15 protein-coding genes are annotated in these 18,605 nt (G+C 63.4%); 9 read left to right on the top strand and 6 right to left on the bottom strand.

Annotated elements, in window-relative coordinates:
- Positions 1 to 22 precede the first annotated feature (22 nt).
- From pepP to gcvH, 7 genes are all read left to right on the top strand, one after another.
- Positions 23 to 1,357 (top strand): Xaa-Pro aminopeptidase, encoded by a 1,335-nt coding sequence (pepP, locus tag PVZ78_RS19520; protein WP_009051405.1) that lies wholly within the window; start codon positions 23 to 25, stop codon positions 1,355 to 1,357.
- Complete coding sequence (gene ubiH / locus PVZ78_RS19515) at positions 1,354 to 2,541, top strand: 2-octaprenyl-6-methoxyphenyl hydroxylase (RefSeq protein ID WP_038574913.1); 1,188 nt, start codon at positions 1,354 to 1,356, stop codon at positions 2,539 to 2,541. Before pepP ends, ubiH begins: the two co-directional genes overlap by 4 nt.
- 121 nt (positions 2,542 to 2,662) lie before the next feature.
- The gene (locus tag PVZ78_RS19510; protein ID WP_164485218.1) at positions 2,663 to 3,880 is read left to right on the top strand and encodes a 2-octaprenyl-3-methyl-6-methoxy-1,4-benzoquinol hydroxylase; all 1,218 of its coding nucleotides are present in this window, start codon (positions 2,663 to 2,665) and stop codon (positions 3,878 to 3,880) included.
- A gap of 208 nt (positions 3,881 to 4,088) precedes the next feature.
- A complete protein-coding gene (locus PVZ78_RS19505; protein WP_041985029.1) occupies positions 4,089 to 5,090 on the top strand; it encodes an extracellular solute-binding protein in 1,002 nt (333 codons plus the stop codon).
- Positions 5,091 to 5,184: 94 nt separating this feature from the next.
- Positions 5,185 to 6,801, top strand: a complete 1,617-nt coding sequence (locus PVZ78_RS19500) for an ABC transporter permease (RefSeq protein ID WP_257371872.1) — start codon at positions 5,185 to 5,187, stop codon at positions 6,799 to 6,801.
- A 156-nt stretch (positions 6,802 to 6,957) separates the two neighbouring features.
- On the top strand, positions 6,958 to 8,040 hold the full coding sequence (gene gcvT / locus PVZ78_RS19495; RefSeq protein ID WP_009051399.1) for a glycine cleavage system aminomethyltransferase GcvT: 1,083 nt from the start codon (positions 6,958 to 6,960) through the stop codon (positions 8,038 to 8,040).
- Positions 8,041 to 8,091: 51 nt separating this feature from the next.
- Positions 8,092 to 8,475 carry a glycine cleavage system protein GcvH gene (gene gcvH / locus PVZ78_RS19490; RefSeq protein WP_009046109.1) on the top strand — a complete coding sequence of 128 codons (384 nt, stop codon included), beginning with the start codon at positions 8,092 to 8,094 and terminating at the stop codon, positions 8,473 to 8,475.
- A gap of 92 nt (positions 8,476 to 8,567) precedes the next feature.
- Here gcvH and PVZ78_RS19485 read toward each other — a convergent pair whose 3' ends face one another.
- The 3 genes from PVZ78_RS19485 to PVZ78_RS19475 form a co-directional block, all read right to left on the bottom strand.
- Positions 8,568 to 9,275 carry a hypothetical protein gene (locus PVZ78_RS19485; RefSeq protein WP_028683689.1) on the bottom strand — a complete coding sequence of 236 codons (708 nt, stop codon included), beginning with the start codon at positions 9,273 to 9,275 and terminating at the stop codon, positions 8,568 to 8,570.
- Positions 9,276 to 9,494: 219 nt separating this feature from the next.
- The gene (locus PVZ78_RS19480) at positions 9,495 to 10,178 is read right to left on the bottom strand and encodes a hypothetical protein (RefSeq protein ID WP_009051397.1); all 684 of its coding nucleotides are present in this window, start codon (positions 10,176 to 10,178) and stop codon (positions 9,495 to 9,497) included.
- Positions 10,179 to 10,568: 390 nt separating this feature from the next.
- Positions 10,569 to 11,711: a DegT/DnrJ/EryC1/StrS family aminotransferase gene (locus tag PVZ78_RS19475; RefSeq protein WP_273829096.1), complete on the bottom strand. Its 1,143-nt coding sequence runs from the start codon at positions 11,709 to 11,711 to the stop codon at positions 10,569 to 10,571.
- A gap of 174 nt (positions 11,712 to 11,885) precedes the next feature.
- On the opposite strand from PVZ78_RS19475, the gene gcvP reads away from it, so the two are divergent.
- The gene (gcvP, locus tag PVZ78_RS19470) at positions 11,886 to 14,759 is read left to right on the top strand and encodes an aminomethyl-transferring glycine dehydrogenase (RefSeq protein ID WP_028683691.1); all 2,874 of its coding nucleotides are present in this window, start codon (positions 11,886 to 11,888) and stop codon (positions 14,757 to 14,759) included.
- Positions 14,760 to 14,836: 77 nt separating this feature from the next.
- Here the strand turns inward: gcvP and PVZ78_RS19465 are convergent, their stop codons facing one another.
- Entirely contained in the window at positions 14,837 to 15,154 is a 318-nt protein-coding gene (locus PVZ78_RS19465) for a DUF2388 domain-containing protein (RefSeq protein ID WP_009051394.1), read from the bottom strand.
- Positions 15,155 to 15,362: 208 nt separating this feature from the next.
- Here PVZ78_RS19465 and PVZ78_RS19460 point away from each other — a divergent pair, with 208 nt between their 5' ends.
- Positions 15,363 to 16,343 carry a hypothetical protein gene (locus PVZ78_RS19460; RefSeq protein WP_273829095.1) on the top strand — a complete coding sequence of 327 codons (981 nt, stop codon included), beginning with the start codon at positions 15,363 to 15,365 and terminating at the stop codon, positions 16,341 to 16,343.
- A gap of 9 nt (positions 16,344 to 16,352) precedes the next feature.
- Here PVZ78_RS19460 and PVZ78_RS19455 read toward each other — a convergent pair whose 3' ends face one another.
- Together PVZ78_RS19455 and PVZ78_RS19450 are read right to left on the bottom strand one after the other, a co-directional pair.
- A complete protein-coding gene (locus tag PVZ78_RS19455) occupies positions 16,353 to 18,131 on the bottom strand; it encodes a GspE/PulE family protein (protein ID WP_009051392.1) in 1,779 nt (592 codons plus the stop codon).
- A gap of 126 nt (positions 18,132 to 18,257) precedes the next feature.
- Positions 18,258 to 18,578, bottom strand: a complete 321-nt coding sequence (locus tag PVZ78_RS19450) for a hypothetical protein (RefSeq protein WP_016703220.1) — start codon at positions 18,576 to 18,578, stop codon at positions 18,258 to 18,260.
- Positions 18,579 to 18,605 lie beyond the last annotated feature (27 nt).

Below are 18,605 nucleotides of genomic sequence, written 5' to 3'. Positions count from 1 at the left end.
CGATAGGGAAATCCGTCTGCCCATGATCCATATCCCGAAATCGGAATACACCCGCCGCCGCAAGGCGCTCATGGCGCAGATGGAACCCAACAGCATCGCGATCCTGCCGGCTGCCGCGGTGGCGATCCGCAACCGCGACGTCGAGCATGTCTACCGCCAGGACAGCGATTTCCAGTACCTCAGCGGTTTCCCCGAACCCCAGGCGGTGATCGTGCTGATGCCCGGTCGCGAGCATGGCGAGTACATCCTGTTCTGCCGCGAGCGCAATGCCGAGCGTGAACTCTGGGACGGCCTGCGGGCTGGCCAGGAAGGCGCGATTCGCGATTACGGCGCCGACGATGCCTTTCCCATCACCGATATCGACGACATCCTGCCGGGCCTTATCGAAGGCCGCGACCGGGTGTATTCGGCCATGGGCAGCAACCCCGAGTTCGATCGCCACCTGATGGAATGGATCAATGTGATCCGCTCCAAGGCGCACCTGGGCGCCCAGCCGCCGAACGAATTCGTTGCCCTGGATCATCTGCTGCACGACATGCGCCTGTATAAATCGGCGGCGGAAGTGAAGGTGATGCGCGAGGCCGCGCGGATTTCCGCCCAGGCCCATATTCGGGCCATGCAGGCCAGCCGCGCCGGCTTGTACGAGTTCAGCCTGGAAGCCGAGCTGGACTACGAGTTCCGCCGGGGCGGGGCGAAGATGCCGGCCTACGGCTCGATCGTCGCCGCCGGGCGCAACAGCTGCATCCTGCATTACCAGCAGAACGACGCGTTGCTCAAGGACGGCGATCTGGTGCTGATCGACGCCGGTTGCGAGATCGATTGTTATGCCAGCGATATCACCCGCACCTGGCCGGTGAACGGCAAGTTTTCCGCCGAGCAGAAGGCGATCTACGAGCTGGTGCTGGCCTCCCAGGAAGCCGCCTTTGCCGAGATCGCGCCGAACAAGCACTGGAACCAGGCTCACGAGGCGACCGTCAAGGTGATCACCGCCGGGCTGGTCAAGCTGGGGCTGCTCGAAGGCGAGGTGGACGAGTTGATCGCCAGCGAAGCCTACAAGGCGTTTTACATGCACCGCGCCGGCCACTGGCTGGGCATGGATGTGCATGATGTCGGCGAGTACAAGGTCGGCGGCGAATGGCGGGTGCTGGAAGTCGGCATGGCCCTGACGGTCGAGCCGGGTATCTACATCGCGCCGGACAATCAGAACGTGGCGAAGAAATGGCGCGGCATTGGCGTGCGCATCGAGGATGACGTGGTGGTAACCAAGCAAGGCTGTGAAATTCTCACCGGTGGCGTGCCAAAGACCGTGGCCGAGATCGAGGCCCTGATGGCCGCCGCACGGAGCCATGCAGCATGAACCGGGTCAATCTGGCGATCATCGGCGGTGGCCTGGTCGGTGCCAGCCTGGCCCTGGCCTTGCAGGCCGGCGCCAAGGAGCGCGGCTGGAAAATCGTGCTGATCGAGCCGTTCGCTCCGGGCGATACCTATCAGCCCAGCTACGACGCGCGTTCTTCGGCGCTGTCGTTCGGCGCGCGGCAGATCTATCAACGGCTGGGTGTGTGGCAGGAAATCTCCCGTCGCGCCGAGCCGATCAAACAGATCCATGTCTCCGACCGTGGGCGGTTTTCCACCGCGCGGCTGTCGGCCATGGAGGAGGGCGTTCCCGCCCTGGGTTATGTGGTGGAAAACGCCTGGCTCGGCCAATGCCTCTGGCAGGGGCTGGACAAGGACGTGGTGAGCTGGCGCTGCCCGGCCGAAGTCACGCGCATGGAGCCGCTGGAAGACGGCTATCGCCTGACCCTCAACGATGAAACCAGCCTGGATTGCGAGCTGGCGGTGCTGGCCGACGGCGGTCGCTCCGGGCTGCGCGAGCAACTGGGTATCGGGGTGAAAAAGCGCCCCTACAACCAGAGCGCGCTGATCGCCAATATCACCCCGAGCGAAGCCCATAACGGCATGGCCTTCGAGCGCTTTACCGACGACGGCCCGATGGCCCTGTTGCCGCTGCCGGAGAACCGCTGCGCGCTGGTCTGGACCCGTCTGGGCATGGACGCGCAGCGCCTGGCCGCGCTGGATGAACGCAGTTTCCTCAGCGAATTGCAGGGGATCTTCGGTTATCGCCTGGGCACCCTGAAACAGGTCGGCGCGCGGCATCTTTACCCGCTGTCGCTGGTGGAGGCCGAGGAGCAGGTGCGTCCTCATCTGGTGGTGCTGGGCAACGCTGCCCACAGTCTGCATCCGATTGCCGGGCAGGGTTTCAACCTGTCGTTGCGTGACGCCCAGGCGCTGGCCGATGCCTTGCTGGTCAGCCCGACGCCGCCCGGCGATTTCAGCATCTTGCAGGCCTACCGCGAGCGGCAGCGTCTGGACCAGGACCTGACCGTGGGCTTCTCCGACCAGGTCACCCGCTTGTTCGGCAGCAAGCTGCCGCTGGTGTCCCTGGGGCGCAATATCGGGCTGCTGGGCCTGGACCTGCTGCCGCCGGCCAAGCGCTGGTTCGCCCGGCAAGCCATGGGCCTGGGTACCCGTCCCGATGCGTGAGTGGCTGAGCCCGCGACCGGGCATGGAAATCCAGCACAGTGTCGGCAGCCAGGCAGCGCGGCTCGACAAAACCCTTTACGTGCGGCTCAAGCCGCAAGCGAGACAGGCTTAAAGCATGGAAATGCGTGCAGATCTGCTGATTGTCGGGGCCGGAATGGTCGGGAGCGCCCTGGCGCTGGCGTTGCAGGACAGCGGCCTGGAAGTGCTGCTGCTCGATGGCAGCCCGCTGAAGGTCAAGCCCTTCGACAGCGAAGCGCCGTTCGAGCCGCGGGTGAGCGCGTTGTCGGCGGCCAGCCAGCGGATTCTCGAGCGCCTGGGTGTCTGGGAAGGGGTAACCCGGCGGCGCAGCAGCCCGTATGCCGAGATGCAGGTCTGGGATGGCAGCGGCACCGGGCAGATTCACTTCTCGGCCGCCAGCGTGCATGCCGAGGCGCTGGGCCACATCGTTGAAAACCGGGTGGTCCAGGACGCGCTCCTGGAGCGCCTGCACAACTGCGACATCGGCCTGCTGGCCAATGCCCGCCTGGAGCAGATGCGCCGTTCCGGCGACGACTGGCTGCTGACCCTGGCCGATGGCCGCAGCCTGCGCGCGCCGCTGGTGATCGCCGCCGATGGCGCCAACTCGGCAGTGCGGCGCCTGACCGGCTGCGCCACCCGCGAATGGGATTACCTGCATCACGCCATCGTGACCAGCGTGTGCTGCGCCGAGCCACACCAGAGGACCGCCTGGCAGCGTTTCACCGACAACGGCCCGCTGGCCTTCCTGCCGCTGGAGCGCGACGGTCAGCATGACTGGTGCTCGATTGTCTGGTCGACCACGCCCAGCGAGGCCGAACGCCTGATGGCGCTGGACGACAGCGATTTCTGCCGAGAACTGGAGCGCGCCTTCGAAGGCCGCCTGGGCGCGGTGTTGAGCGCCGATCCGCGGCTCTGTGTGCCGTTGCGCCAGCGTCATGCCAAGCGTTACGTGGCGGAAGGCCTGGCGCTGATCGGCGACGCGGCTCATACCATCCATCCGCTGGCCGGGCAGGGGGTCAACCTGGGCTTCCTCGATGCCGCGGTGCTGGCCGAGGTGCTGCTGCAGGCGGCCAGCCGCGGCGAACGCCTGGCCGACACCAAGGTGCTCAGCCGTTACGAGCGGCGGCGCATGCCGCACAACCTGGCGCTGATGGCGGCGATGGAGGGCTTCGAGCGGCTGTTCCAGGCTGATCCGCTGCCGTTGCGCTGGTTGCGTAACACCGGGCTGAAAATGGTCGACCAGATGCCCGAGGCCAAGGCGCTGTTCGTGCGCCAGGCACTGGGCCTCACCGGGGATCTGCCGGAACTGGCCAAGGCCTGATCCCAATGGCCTCATCGCGAGCAAGCTCGCTCCTACAGTATCGGCGCTCCCCCTGTAGGAGCGAGCTTGCTCGCGATCGGATCGCCCGGCCAATGTTCCCTCGACGGGTTATGCAACATCTCGTAACGCCTCGGCCGCCGGTTCAGTTTGAGAAGCTAAATAGTAGTCCTTATCATTTACTCCCCTTTGATTTCGAGAGACCGCTCCCATGTTGGCACCGAAGCGTCTACTGACCGCCCTGGCCCTCACCCTCATTGGCGGTACTGTCCAGGCAGCCGACGAAGTGGTGGTCTACTCCTCGCGTATCGACGAGCTGATCAAGCCGGTCTTCGATCTCTACACCCAGAAAACCGGGGTCCAGGTGAAGTTCATCACCGACAAGGAAGCGCCGCTGATGCAGCGGATCAAGGCCGAGGGCGAGAACGCGACCGCCGACCTGCTGCTCACCGTCGATGCCGGCAACCTGTGGCAAGCCGAGCAGATGGGCATCCTGCAGCCGTTCACCTCCAAGGTGATCGACGCCAACATCCCCCTGCAATACCGCGCCGCCTCGCACGCCTGGACCGGCCTGAGCCTGCGGGCGCGGACCATCGCCTACTCCACCGCGCGGGTGAAACCGTCCGAACTGACCACCTACGAAGCCCTGGCTGACAAGCAGTGGGAAGGCCGCCTGTGCCTGCGCACGGCGAAGAAGGTCTACAACCAGTCGCTGACCGCGACCCTGATCGAAACCCATGGCGCGGCGAAAACCGAAGAAATCGTCAAGGGCTGGGTCAACAACCTGTCCACCGACGTGTTCTCCGACGATGTCGCGGTGCTCGAGGCGATCAACGCCGGCCAGTGCGACGTGGGCATCGTCAACACCTACTACTACGGCCGCCTGCACAAGCAGAAGCCGGATCTGCCGGTCAAACTGTTCTGGCCGAACCAGGGCGATCGCGGCGTGCACGTCAACCTGTCGGGCATCGGCCTGACCAAGCACGCTCCGCATCCGGCAGCCGCCAAGGCCCTGGTGGAGTGGATGACTACCGAGGAAGCGCAGAAGATCTTCGCCGACGTGAACCAGGAGTTCCCGGCCAACCCGAGCGTGCCGCCGTCCGCCGAAGTGGCCGCCTGGGGCAAGTTCGTGGCTGACACCCTGCCGGTGGAAGTCGCCGGCAAGCGCCAGGCCGAGGCCATTCGCCTGATGGACCGTGCTGGCTGGAACTGATCCGCTGGTTATACTGCGCCCCGCCTTTGCGGGGCGTTTTGTTTAGCCGGTTCGCCATTGCCTTTTATTGATCCATCCCGCTCGAGAGTCTTTCGTGGCCCATCCCACCCAACGTCGCTGGTACCCGCTGGTTTTTGCCGTCGCCGCCCTGGTGCTGCTGCCGCTGAGCGTGCTGCTGCTGTCGTGGCAGGTGGTCGACCAGCAGATCTGGTCGCACCTGTGGGAGACCCAGATGCCGCGCCTGTTGGGCAACACCCTGACCCTGGTGCTGGGCGTCGGTGTGGGCGTGACGCTGCTGGGGGTGAGCCTGGCCTGGCTGACCAGCCTCTGCGAGTTTCCCGGAAGGCGCTGGCTGGACTGGGCGCTGATGCTGCCCTTTGCGATTCCGGCCTACGTGCTGGCCTTTGTCTTCGTCGGCCTGCTGGACTTTTCCGGCCCGGTGCAGACCCTGTTGCGCGAATGGTTCGGCACGGGCCTGCGCCTGCCGCGGGTGCGTTCCACCGGCGGGGTGATCCTGGTCCTGGTGCTGGTGTTCTATCCCTATGTGTATCTGCTGGCGCGCACCGCGTTCCTGGCCCAGGGCAAAGGCCTGATGGAGGCCGCGCGGGTGCTGGGGCAGACGCCCTGGCAAGCGTTCTGGCGCGTGGCCCTGCCCATGGCGCGGCCAGCCATCGGCGCCGGTGTGGCCCTGGCGCTGATGGAAACCCTGGCGGACTTCGGCGCGGTGGCGGTGTTCAACTTCGACACCTTCACCACCGCCATCTACAAGACCTGGTACGGCTTCTTCAGCCTGTCCAGCGCCGCGCAGCTGGCCAGCCTGTTGCTGCTGGCGGTGATGCTGGTGCTGTACGGCGAGCGTCGCGCCCGCGGCGCCAGTCGCTCCGGCAACGAGCGGCCGCGGGGCAAGGCGCTGTACCACCTGCATGGCATCAAGGCCCTGGCGGCCACAAGCTGGTGCGCGCTGGTGTTCGCCTGTGCCTTCGTCATCCCGGTGCTGCAACTGCTGGTGTGGTTCTGGCAGCGTGGCCGCTTCGATCTCGACGAACGTTATGCCGGGCTGATCCTGCACACCCTGTACCTGGGCGCCATGGCGGCCCTGATCACGGTCAGCGTGGCCCTGCTGCTGGCGTTCGCCCGACGGCTGGCGCCGACCCGGGCGATCCGTTCCGGCGTCAGCCTGGCCAACCTGGGTTACGCCTTGCCGGGTTCGGTGCTGGCGGTGTCGATCATGCTGGCTTTCAGTTATCTGGACCGCGAGCTGGTGATCCCGCTGTCGGGCTGGCTCGGTGGGGCGGGTAAACCCTTGCTGCTGGGCAGTCTGGCGGCGTTGCTGCTGGCCTATCTGGTGCGGTTTATCGCGGTGGCCTACGGGCCGCTGGAAAGCAGCCTGGCGCGGATCCGCCCGTCGTTGCCGGAAGCGGCGCGCAGCCTGGGGGTCAGCGGACCACGACTGTTTTTCAAAGTGTATCTGCCGCTTTTGCTGCCCGGCACTCTGAGCGCGGCGTTGCTGGTGTTCGTCGATGTGCTCAAGGAAATGCCCGCCACCCTGCTGATGCGCCCGTTCGGCTGGGACACGCTGGCGGTGCGGATCTTCGAGATGACCAGCGAGGGCGAATGGGCGCGTGCCGCGTTGCCGGCCCTGACCCTGGTCCTGGTGGGATTGCTGCCGGTGATCGGACTGATCCGACGCTCCGCTCATCGAATCGGTTAGGTGCCAGTGTCACACCTTGCGGCTACAATGCGCGGCATTCGGTGCGGTCGATCTTTCTGATCGGGTCTCTTGAATTGTCTGAGAGCCATCTATTTCAAGGCTTCCAGCTCATACGGCGACCGCCCGCACCTTCGCCACGCCCGGAAGGAGAAACCCATGGGACAGCGCACGCCTCTGTATGACCTTCATCTCGCCCTGGGCGCGAAGATGGTCGATTTTGGCGGTTGGGATATGCCTCTGCATTACGGCTCGCAGGTCGAGGAGCACCATCAGGTGCGCCGCGATTGCGGGGTTTTCGATGTATCCCACATGACCGTGATCGATGTCGACGGACCCCAGGCCAAGGCCTGGCTCCAGCACCTGCTGGCCAACGACGTCGAACGCCTGCAAAGCCCCGGCAGGGCCTTGTACAGCGCCATGCTCAACGAGCACGGCGGCATCGTCGACGACATGATCGTCTACCGCACCGACGCCGGTTACCGGCTGGTGGTCAACGCCGCCACCCGTGACCAGGACATGGCCTGGATGCACGCGCAGCTGGGCGATTTCCAGGTGCAACTGCACGAACGCTCCGAGCTGGCGATGCTGGCGATCCAGGGGCCCCACGCCCGCCACAAGATCGCCGAGCTGGTGACCCAGTCGCGCGGCACGCTGATCCAGCAACTCAAGCCCTTCGAAGGCCAGGCCGATGGCGACTGGTTCATCGCGCGCACCGGCTACACCGGTGAAGATGGCCTGGAAATCGTCCTGCCGGCCGACCAGGCCCCGGCGTTCTTCAACGATCTGGTCGGCGCGGGCATCTCGCCGATCGGCCTCGGCGCCCGGGACACCCTGCGCCTGGAGGCCGGCATGAACCTGTACGGCCAGGACATTCACCAGGAGGTTTCACCGCTGGTGGCCAACATGGCCTGGAGCATCGCCTGGGAACCGGCGTCGCGTAAGTTCATCGGGCGCACCGCGCTGGAGGCCGAGCGCGCGGGTGGGGTGAAGCACAAACTGGTCGGCCTGGTGCTGGAAGAACGCGGCGTGCTGCGTGCCCATCAAGTGGTGCGCATCGCCGATGTTGGCGAAGGAGAGATCACCAGTGGTAGTTTCTCTCCTACGCTTAGCAAATCGATCGCCCTGGCACGGGTGCCCATGGCTACCGCCGACCGTGCAGAAGTGGAAATCCGTGGCAAGTGGTACCCGGTCCGGGTGGTAAAACCGACCTTCGTGCGTCATGGCAAGACCTTGATCTAACTTATTTCCGGCGGGATCGACCGCTGACATTTCTTCTTGAGGACACAGAACATGAGCGATATCCCTGCTGACCTGCGTTTTGCCGAAAGTCACGAATGGGCCCGTCTGGAAGCCGATGGCACCGTGACCGTGGGCATCAGCGACCACGCTCAGGAAGCCCTGGGCGACGTGGTGTTCGTCGAGCTGACCGAAGTCGGCAATGTCTTCGGCGCTGGCGACCAGGCCGGTGTGGTGGAATCGGTGAAGGCCGCTTCCGATATCTACGCGCCAGTGGCCGGCGAAGTGATCGCGGTCAACGAAGACCTGAGCGGCAGCCCCGAGCTGCTCAACAGCGACCCGTACGGCGCCTGGATCTTCAAGCTCAAGCCGGCCAACGCTGCTGACCTTGAGAAGCTGCTCGACGCAGCCGGTTATAAGGCCGCTATCGGCGAATAACCCCTGCCGGAAGCGAATCCGCTACAAGAGCGCCGTGTTGCCCTTATCGGGTACGCGGCGTTTTTCGTTTGCAGGCGACGTCTGGGGCTGGCCTAGCGGCGGAGCGATCTGGCCCGCAGCACGGCTTTGTTCACCCTGATGTGAAGCGCTGCCACTTCTTCTGCCGTCAAACTCGCCGCGGGTTCGCCGCTAACCCAGGCGCCCTGATTGGTGTAGGTGACGGTTTTGGTTTCTCCGTCGTTCACGCTGATGTTGTAAGGGCTGGACAGGTTGCTGGGGATCAGCGAACCCGCCGCTTGGGCCGGACCGAACCATAGTTGAAACTCGTTTTTGGGGGTCATGGTGGTTATGCCTATATTCATGCCACCTGAGCGGTTCACCCAGAGACTGAGTCCGGTGGAGTCCAACAATATATTGCTGGGGTTGGCCAGAAGTTCGTTATTTATTGAAACATCTCCTGGCGTTCCAGCATTCTTTGCAGGACTGAATACACCATATTGATCCAGGGTGGTTATCTGGCCTGTGTTGATGGGCAGGTTCTTTCCGCCTGAAGTAAAATTGACGTCCCCTTCTTGCAGCGGTGTATTGGTGAAATTCACCATGTAGGAATCATTGGTGATATTGAAGATGTTCTTGTATTGATACGTCGGTTGGTTGGGGGCGGCGAATGGCGGTTTTGAAAGCCAGATGACAGTGAAGGAACTGTTTACTTTCTTGGCCAGGTAGAGGCTGTAATTGTTTATCTTTTGTGCAACAAGTTGCTCTTCTTCAATATAGACAATTATGGTTTGCTTACTCATGGCTAATCTCACGCTCATCCTGTGGATGATTCAGGCACAGAGTCTCGACTCCACCTGGCCCGTTCGACTATGGCTTCGACACCATCAATAAAAAACCCTGTAGATCTACGATATACAGGGTTTTCTTGCATGAGCGGAACTTGCGAACGGAAGACTGCCAATGGCATCGCGCAGTGCTCTATGTCCTTCGCGCAACCGATGCTCGATCCGCCTGGCGGACTAGGCCGCGATCCCGAGCCTGGCGTGCAGCGCCCTGACTTCGGAGGCGCTCAGGACTCTGGCCGGTTCGCCGGTCACCCAGGTGCCACTGTCGGTGTAGGTAATGGTGACGCTGCCGCCATCCTGCAGGGTCGCTACATAGGGGTTGGACAGGTTGATGGCGATCAACGAACCGGTTTCCTGAATGTTGCCGAACCAGAGTTGATATTGGCTCTTTGGTGTCAGCGTCGCAGGGCCGATGTTCATGCCGCTCTGACGGTTCACCCAGATGTTGTTGCCGTTGGAATCCAGGAGGATTGCATGCGGATTGCCTTGCAGCTCATTTTTGATGAGAACATCCGAGGGGACGCCGCCATTCTTGGCCGGTGTGAACACGCCGTTCGCATCGAGCGTCGTGGTCTGGCCGGTGCTGATGGGCAGGTTTTTCCCGCCGGAGGTGAAGGTGACATCGCCGCTGCTGACCGGGTCATTGGTGAAGTTGACCATGAACGACGGGGTGGCGATATCAAAGGTGTTTCTATATTGGTAACTAGGGTTGTTGACTGTCGCAACGGGGCCTTTTGATTGCCAGATGACAGTAAAGTCATTATTTACTTTCTTGGCCAGATAGAGGCTGTAGTTGTTGTTCTTTTGCGCAATCAACTGTTCTTCTTCGATGTATACAACTATTTGTTGGCTGCTCATTTCTGTGAACTCCATTTCGAGTAAATTGAAACATGGATTTTGTAACGGTCTTTTCAACTGCGTAATGGCCTTTTGTTTCCAAGGCGCAGTCATAAGTAAACATAGCAGGCGGAAAGTTGACCTATAGAATGATTGGCTATTGTTGTGAAAGTCGTCTGTATTTCGGAAATTTAATGCATTGGTTCGTGCTGATTTATCATGTGTTTATGTGTGCGATTAAAGTGAGTCTTGCCGGGAGTCTGGTTTTTGGCGCAAAGGATCGGACAAGTGGACACTTATATAACTATTGGCAACTGTATTTATTACTGAAATAAAAACGCCCAATGCCTGGGCATTGAGCGTCTTGAATATTGCACAAGCCAGCCGTTCAAGGGCTGGGTATCTATTTATTTATGCATCTTGCAAGACAGCCTTCACCGTCGCTACCGAGCGCTCAACATCGCCCTTGTTCATGGCTGTGAACATCGGCAACGAGACGATCAGTCGTCCTACCCGTTCCGCCACCGGGAACATCCCCTCCTTGAAACCGCGCTCGCGGTATAGGCTCAGCAAGTGAATCGGCGGGTAGTGATAGCCGATGCCGATCCCGCGTTCCTGCATCTGCTCCATGAAGGTCGCCCGCGCCGGTTTGCCGTCATGCCGCTGCGGCAGTACCAACTGGAACAGGTGCCAGTTGCTGTTGCTGAAATCTGCTGGTGGCAGCTGGGCGCCGTAGCGGGCTTCGAAGCCGCTGCCGAAGCATTCGAAGTAATGCCGGGCCAGTTCGCGGCGGTGCGCGGTGAGGGTTTCGAGATGGGCGAACTGGCCCAGGCCGATGGCGGCCGCGACGTCGGTCATGTTGAATTTGCCGCCCAGCACGTCCACGTCCAGGCCATCGAAGCCGTGGCGAGTCACGCCTTGCAGGCGGTACTTCTCCGCCAGGCGGGCCTCTTCGGCGGTGTTCAGCACCAGGGCGCCACCCTCGCTGCAGGTGACGTTCTTGTTGGCCTGGAAGCTGAAAGACACCAGGTCGCCGCCGGCACCGATGCGCTCGCCGTTCCAGCTCGAACCCAGCGCCTGGGCGGCGTCTTCCACGACCCGCAGGCCGTATTTGCGCGCCAGGGCATACAGGCGCGGCATGTCCAGTGGCAGGCCGGCGAGAAACACCGGGATGATGGCTTTGGTCCGTGGCGTGATGGCCGCTTCCACCTGGGCCAGGTCGATGTTGCGGGTAACCGGGTCGATGTCGGCGAACACCGGGATGGCGCCGACTTCGAGAATCACGTTGGCCGTGGCCACCCAGGAAATCGGCGTGGTGATGACTTCGTCGCCAGGGCCGATGCCGGCGATCCGCAGGGCGATCTCCATGGTGCAGGTGCCGGAATTGAAGGTGCGCACCGGGCGCCCGCCGCAGTACTGCGAGAGTTGTGCTTCGAAGGCCTGGACCTTGGGCCCGCTGGTGATCCAGCCCGAACGCAGGACTTCGCCGACGCTGGCGATGGTGGCTTCATCGATGGTGGGTTTGGAGAACGGCAGGAAAGGCAGCTGGCTCATGACGATGGGGTACCCGATAAGCAGAGGTCGAGGCAGGGCGGCGGGCCGCGCCGGAGTCGAGCATCATGCTACCGGTTGGCCCGGGGTGCCACACCGTCGGCGTCCGGGATCGGCTGCTATGCTGCTTTGACCGTGTTCCATCGACGCCGAGCGCCGCCTGAGAGAGAGCCCGTCATGTCCCAGTTGCCGTCCTTGAGCCAGTTACGCGATCCCAATGCCTTTCTGCGGCGTCACCTCGGGCCCGACGCCGCCGAGCAGCAAGCGATGCTCGACAGCCTGGGCCTGGGCAGCCGGGTCGAGCTGATCGAACAGACGGTGCCGCCGGGCATCCGTTTCAACCGTCCGCTGGACCTGCCGCCGGCGCTGGACGAGCAGGCCGCCCTGGCCAAGCTGCGCGGTTATGCCGAGCAGAACCAGGTCTGGACCAGCCTGATCGGCATGGGTTATCACGGCACCCTGACCCCCACGGTGATCCTGCGCAACGTGTTGGAAAACCCCGGTTGGTACACCGCCTACACACCCTACCAACCGGAAATCGCCCAGGGCCGGCTCGAAGCCCTGCTCAATTTCCAGCAACTGACCATCGACCTCACCGGCCTGGAGCTGGCCAACGCCTCGCTGCTGGACGAAGCGACCGCCGCCGCCGAAGCCATGGCCCTGGCCAAGCGCGTGGCCAAGTCGAAAAGCAATCTGTTCTTCGTCGACCAGAACTGCCATCCGCAGACTCTCTCGGTGGTGCAGACCCGCGCCGAAGGGTTCGGCTTCGAACTGGTGGTCGACACCCTGGACAACCTCAAGCAGCACCAGGTGTTCGGCGCCTTGTTGCAGTACCCGGACACCCACGGCGAGATTCGCGACCTGCGGCCGCTGATCGATCACCTGCATGCGCAGCAGGCGCTGGCCTGCGTGGCGGCCGACCTGTTGAGCCTGTTGCTGCTGACGCCGCCGGGCGAGCTGGGGGCCGACGTGGTGTTCGGTTCGTCCCAGCGCTTTGGCGTGCCCATGGGCTACGGCGGGCCCCATGCGGCGTTCTTTGCCAGTCGCGAGGAGTACAAGCGGGCGATTCCGGGGCGGATCATCGGCGTGTCCAGGGATGCCCGGGGCAATGTGGCGCTGCGCATGGCCCTGCAAACCCGCGAGCAACATATCCGCCGCGAGAAGGCCAACTCGAACATCTGCACGGCCCAGGTGCTGCTGGCCAATATCGCCAGTTTCTACGCGGTCTATCACGGTCCGGAAGGTCTGCGGCGCATCGCCCAGCGTGTCCACCGGCTGACCTGCATCCTCGCCACCGGCCTTGAGCGCAAGGGCATCGAGCGGCTGAACCGGCAGTTCTTCGACACCCTGACGCTGGAGGTCGGCGGTAGCCAGACGGCCATCATCGAGAGCGCCAAGGCCGCGCAGATCAATCTGCGGATCCTCGGGCGCGGGCACCTGGGCCTGAGCCTGGATGAAACCTGCGACGAGCATACCGTCGCCCGCCTGTTCGATGTGTTCCTCGGCGCCGACCACGGCCTGGACGTCGCGCAACTGGACGCTGAAAGCCTGGTCCCGGGCATTCCCCAGGACCTGCTGCGCAGCACGCCTTACCTGAGCCATCCGGTGTTCAACAGCCATCACAGCGAAACCGAGATGCTGCGTTATCTCAAGCAGCTGGAGAACAAGGACCTGGCGTTGAACCAGTCGATGATCCCGCTGGGCTCCTGCACCATGAAGCTCAATGCCAGCAGCGAGATGATCCCCATCACCTGGCCCGGTTTCGCCAACCTGCATCCCTTTGTCCCGCCGGAGCAGGCACTCGGATATTCGCTGATGATCGAGGAACTGGAGCGCTGGTTATGCGCCATTACCGGCTTCGACGCGATCTGCATGCAGCCCAACTCCGGGGCCCAAGGCGAGTACGCCGGGTTGCTGGCGATCCGCAAATACCACGAGAGCCGCCAGCAGGGAGAGCGCAACATCTGCCTGATTCCCGCCTCGGCCCACGGCACCAACCCGGCCTCGGCGCAGATGGCCGGGATGCAGGTGGTGATCGTCGATTGCGACGACGCCGGCAACGTCGACCTGCAAGACCTGAAGGACAAGGCCCTGGCCGCGGGCGAACACCTGGCGTGCCTGATGGCCACCTATCCTTCGACCCACGGGGTGTACGAGGAGGGCATCGGCGAGATCTGCGAAGTGATCCACAGCCACGGCGGCCAGGTGTACATGGACGGCGCCAACCTCAATGCCCAGGTCGGGCTGACGCGGCCGGCCGATATCGGCGCCGACGTTTCCCACATGAACCTGCACAAGACCTTCTGCATTCCCCACGGCGGCGGTGGCCCGGGCATGGGGCCGATCGGCGTGCGGGCGCACCTGGCGCCGTTCGTGGCCAACCACCCGGTGGTGGCCATCGACGGGCCGCTGCCGCAGAACGGCGCGGTCAGTGCGGCGCCCTGGGGCAGCGCGAGCATCCTGCCGATCAGCTGGATGTACATCGCCCTGATGGGGCCGCAGCTGGCGGATGCCAGCGAGGTGGCGATCCTCGCCGCGAACTACCTGGCCGAGCACCTGAGCGGGGCCTTTCCGGTGCTCTACAGCGGGCGCAATGGCCGGGTCGCCCACGAATGCATTCTCGACCTGCGACCGCTCAAGGCGCAGACCGGCATCAGCGAAGAGGACGTGGCCAAGCGCCTGATGGACTACGGCTTTCACGCGCCGACCATGTCGTTCCCGGTGCCGGGCACGCTGATGGTGGAGCCCACCGAAAGCGAGTCCAAGGCCGAGCTGGACCGCTTTATCGAGGCGATGCTGAGCATTCGCGCCGAGATCGCCCAGGTCCAGGAAGGCAACTGGCCGGCCGAAGACAACCCGCTCAAGCGTTCGCCCCATACCCTGGCGGACATCGCCGGGGTCTGGGAGCGGCCCTACAGCATCGAGCAGGCGGTGATCCCCAGCCCCCATGCCAGGGCACACAAGTACTGGCCGACGGTGAACCGGGTCGACAATGTCTACGGCGACCGCAACCTGTTCTGCGCCTGCGTACCGGTGGATGCCTACCGCTGAGCTCGAACGGCGGGCAAAAAAATGCCGCTCTTGTGAGCGGCATTTTTCGTTGCGTCAGCCTGGCTACCGGCTGGCGGTCACTGCTGGGCGATGGCGTTTTTCGCCAGGATGGCGTTGGCCAGCTCCATGTCGGTGGCCTGCAGGCCCGGGTTGTCGGCACGGACTTTCTGCATCGCGGCTTCCAGGTACGGACCGCGGATGCTGCCTTCACTGGCGACGAAGCTGCTGGCGTCGTCCTGGGCGGCGGCGACCAGCTTGTGATCCTTGGAAGTCAGGTAGGTGGAAGCGGTGGTGGCGCCGGTGGAAAGGATGTTACGCCAGAAGCTGTCGGCCATTGCCGAACCTACAGGCAGGGAAAGCAGGGCCAGGGTGGCGACAGCTGTTTTGAAACGCATGGTGGGTGACTCCAGCTAGGGGGGGAAACTGAGCCCTTTGATAGGCATTGGCCCAATTGAGTTCCCTGCTGCTGCAACAAGCTTTCGCCCGCGTGGACAGGGGCCGAACGAGCTCTTCGGGAGCGACCGCTGCACCTCGGTATTGAGTCAATGTGCTGGAACGCAGGGGTGGCATTTGCCACCATGGGCGACTTTCTCGACTGCACGGATGCTGGCCTTGATTTTTGGCGCGATGATCTACGCAACCCTGCTGAGCCTGGTGTTGCTGTCCTTTATCGGACTTCCCTTGCTGCTGATTGGCTTGCTCATTCCGGCCTGTCGACGCCGGATGCGCCGTCAGCCCCTGCACTTCGGTGCGCTTGCAGGGGGCTGTGCAATCTTTGTGGTTTGCACCCTGTGGAAAATCCATAGCGACGACCAGCTTAGAAAGGCACTCCACCCAGAACTTGAGCAGGACGTACAGCTTGATGGCCTGCCATTGCCCGCAGGTGCCCAACTGAATCTGGAAACACTTGAACCTCTGGATTCGCAAGGCCAGCCGCAACCTCATGGACTGCGCAGCCTCTATTACGCCAAATTCGCTGCACCACACACCATCAACGGTGTGGAGGTTACAGAGTTGCAGATGTACGGCAGCGGCCCTTTCTCAAAGATGCTGCTGAGCCGTGATCAGATCGTCGCGGGCTGGCCCTGCGCCGGCAGCACCTGGGTAACGCTGGACATCGCCGACGCGGACTGCTTGCAGCCGAGCCGCTGGAGCTTCTCTGAATGCACCCTGGTGACCGGGGCCGATGTGGCAGGGGTGAAGTGGCCGAGCTCCAGCGAGGTCAGGCAGTACGACGGCAGGTTCAGCATCGACACCATCGGTCTGGCTTCACCGGCGGTGGTTATCCAGGGGATAGCGCTGTCGAGCCTGAGCCTGGATCTCGACAAGCAGCGGCAACCGGGACGTTGGAGCGGACAACTGGCGCAAGACCTGACCCTGGGCGATTGGCACTACCCCCGCGGCATGAGGGTTCGCCAGGACACGCCGGGGACCCTGATGTTCAGCCCGAGCAAATCGGACTCCGCGCAGAACCTGCGCACGGGGGAAACGCTCGATGCCGGGCGCTCGATACAGCAACGCAGGGAGAACGGCGCGGTGCTGTGGATCAAGCCCAATACCGGGTTGGGTGTCCTCGACTGGTAGCCGGACGGCTCATCGCTGCTCGCTTTGTGGCGTTACCCGCAATATCTCCTCGAGGGTGGTCAGCCCGGCCGCGACTTTCTGTGCCCCGGACAGGCGCAGGCTGCGCATGCCTTCCAAAAAGGCCTGGCGGCGTATGGCAAGCAGGTCGGCGTCGGCGCTGATCAGGGCCTTGAGGCTGTCGCTCAACTGCATGATTTCGTACACCCCGGCGCGGCCCCGGTAGCCGGTATCGCGGCATTCCAGGCAGCCGGTGGCGCCGTGGGCATGGCTGGGCAGCGGCGCCTGCCAGGGCCGGGTCAGGTTTTGCCAGTCGCCTTCGTCCAGGGTCAGCGGGGTCTTGCAGTGCGGGCACAGGGTGCGCACCAGGCGCTGGGCCATGACCCCGAGCAGCGTGGCCTTGATCAGGTAGGGCGCGACGCCCAGTTCCAGCAGGCGGCTGATGGCGCCGGGGGCATCGTTGGTGTGCAGGGTCGACAGCACCAGGTGGCCGGTGAGGGCGGCCTGGATCGCCATTTCCGCGGTTTCCAGGTCGCGGATCTCGCCGATCATGATGATGTCCGGGTCCTGGCGCATCAGTGCGCGCACGCCGCTGGCGAAGGTCAGCTCGATGTTGTGCTGGACCTGCATCTGGTTGAACGCCGGCTCGACCATCTCGATCGGGTCCTCGATGGTGCAGAGATTGACCTCCGGCGTCGCCAGTTTCTTCAGGGTGGTGTACAGGGTGGTGGTCTTGCCCGAACCGGTGGGGCCGGTGACCAGGATGATGCCGTTGGGCTGGCGGGTCATTTCCTGCCAGCGCCGCAGGTCGTCGCTGGAGAAACCCAACTGGTCGAAATCCTTGAGCAGCACCTCGGGGTCGAAGATGCGCATGACCATTTTCTCGCCGAAAGCCGTAGGCAGGGTCGACAGGCGCAACTCCACTTCGCCGCCTTCCGGAGTCTTGGTCTTGACCCGGCCGTCCTGGGGTTTGCGTTTTTCCGCGACGTTCATCCGGCCCAGGCTTTTCAGGCGGCTGACCACCGCCATGGTGACCTGGGGCGGGAACTGATAGACGTTGTGCAGCACCCCGTCGATGCGAAAGCGCACGGTGCCTTGTTCGCGGCGCGGCTCGATGTGGATATCGCTGGCCCGCTGCTGGAAGGCGTACTGGAACAGCCAGTCGACGATGTTGACGATGTGCGCGTCGTTGGCGTCGGGCTCCTGATCGCTGGCGCCGAGGTTGAGCAGTTGCTCGAAGTTGCCCGGGGCGTGGCTTTTCTGGTCGGCGCTGGCGCCGGTTACCGACTTGGCCAGGCGGAAGAACTCCACGGTCAGGCGCTGGATTTCCACCGGGTTGGCTACGACCCGCTTGATCGGCAGCTTCAACACGTGAGTCAGGTCGGCTTCCCAGGCGCTGACATAAGGCTGGGCGCTGGCCACCGTGACGGCTTCTGCGTCGATCGACACCGCGAGGATCTTGTGGCGTTGGGCGAAGGCGTAGGACATCAGCGGGGTAACGGCGGCAACGTCGATTTTCAGCGGGTCGATGCGCAGGTATGGCTGGCCGGCCTGTTGCGCCAGCCACAGGGTCAGGCTTTCCAGGTCCAGGCGTTTGCCGGGCCGGCTGAGGTCGTCCAGGTGCTGGCTGGCGAGAAACTCCAGCGGGTGCAGCTGACTGTTGGCGGCGTTGCGGCGGGTGGTCAGGGCGTGTTCGGCCGAGTCCTGGCTGATGAATCCCTGGGCGACCAGGTCGCGCAGCAGATCATTGAGATCCAGCCAGCGGTCCTGGGTAACGAGAGGAACGGACATGCGGGCTCCTTGTGAACAATCCGGCAGCGGGCGGGTTAGATGCGCCTCTGACCACGGAATGCCAAGAATAGTCCCGGGATGGCGACCATCAGTCGCCCAAGCGTTGCAGGGTTTTGCCAGGTGTTCTCAGCCGGCGGCCTGCAACGGCTCGCGCTCGGCGAGTTGCAGCTGTACCGAACACACGCTGACCAGGTTGCGCAGTTTTTCCGCGATGACTTGCGCGCGGTGCCAGCTCAGGCCATCGAGCAGCACTTCCATCAGCAGCGAACCGTCCTGTTGTTGCACCTGGACCTGCTGCGGCAGCAGGGACTGCAGGGCGAAATGATTGAGCACCCGGCACAGCACATCGGCCTCGGCGTCGGTGACCAGTTGGTAATGCACCCGGCAATGGGTGTTGGCGACATTCCACACATCGGCGCGGGAACTGACGGCTTCGAGAGAGGGCATGGGATTCTCCGGATCAATGGAGAAATT

The sequence above is a fragment of the Pseudomonas sp. SBT1-2 genome (assembly GCF_028640875.1).
Lineage (GTDB): Bacteria > Pseudomonadota > Gammaproteobacteria > Pseudomonadales > Pseudomonadaceae > Aquipseudomonas > Aquipseudomonas chlororaphis_I.
The sequence above is the reverse complement of the archived record's forward strand: the minus strand, read 5'-3'. Positions and strand labels throughout refer to the sequence as shown.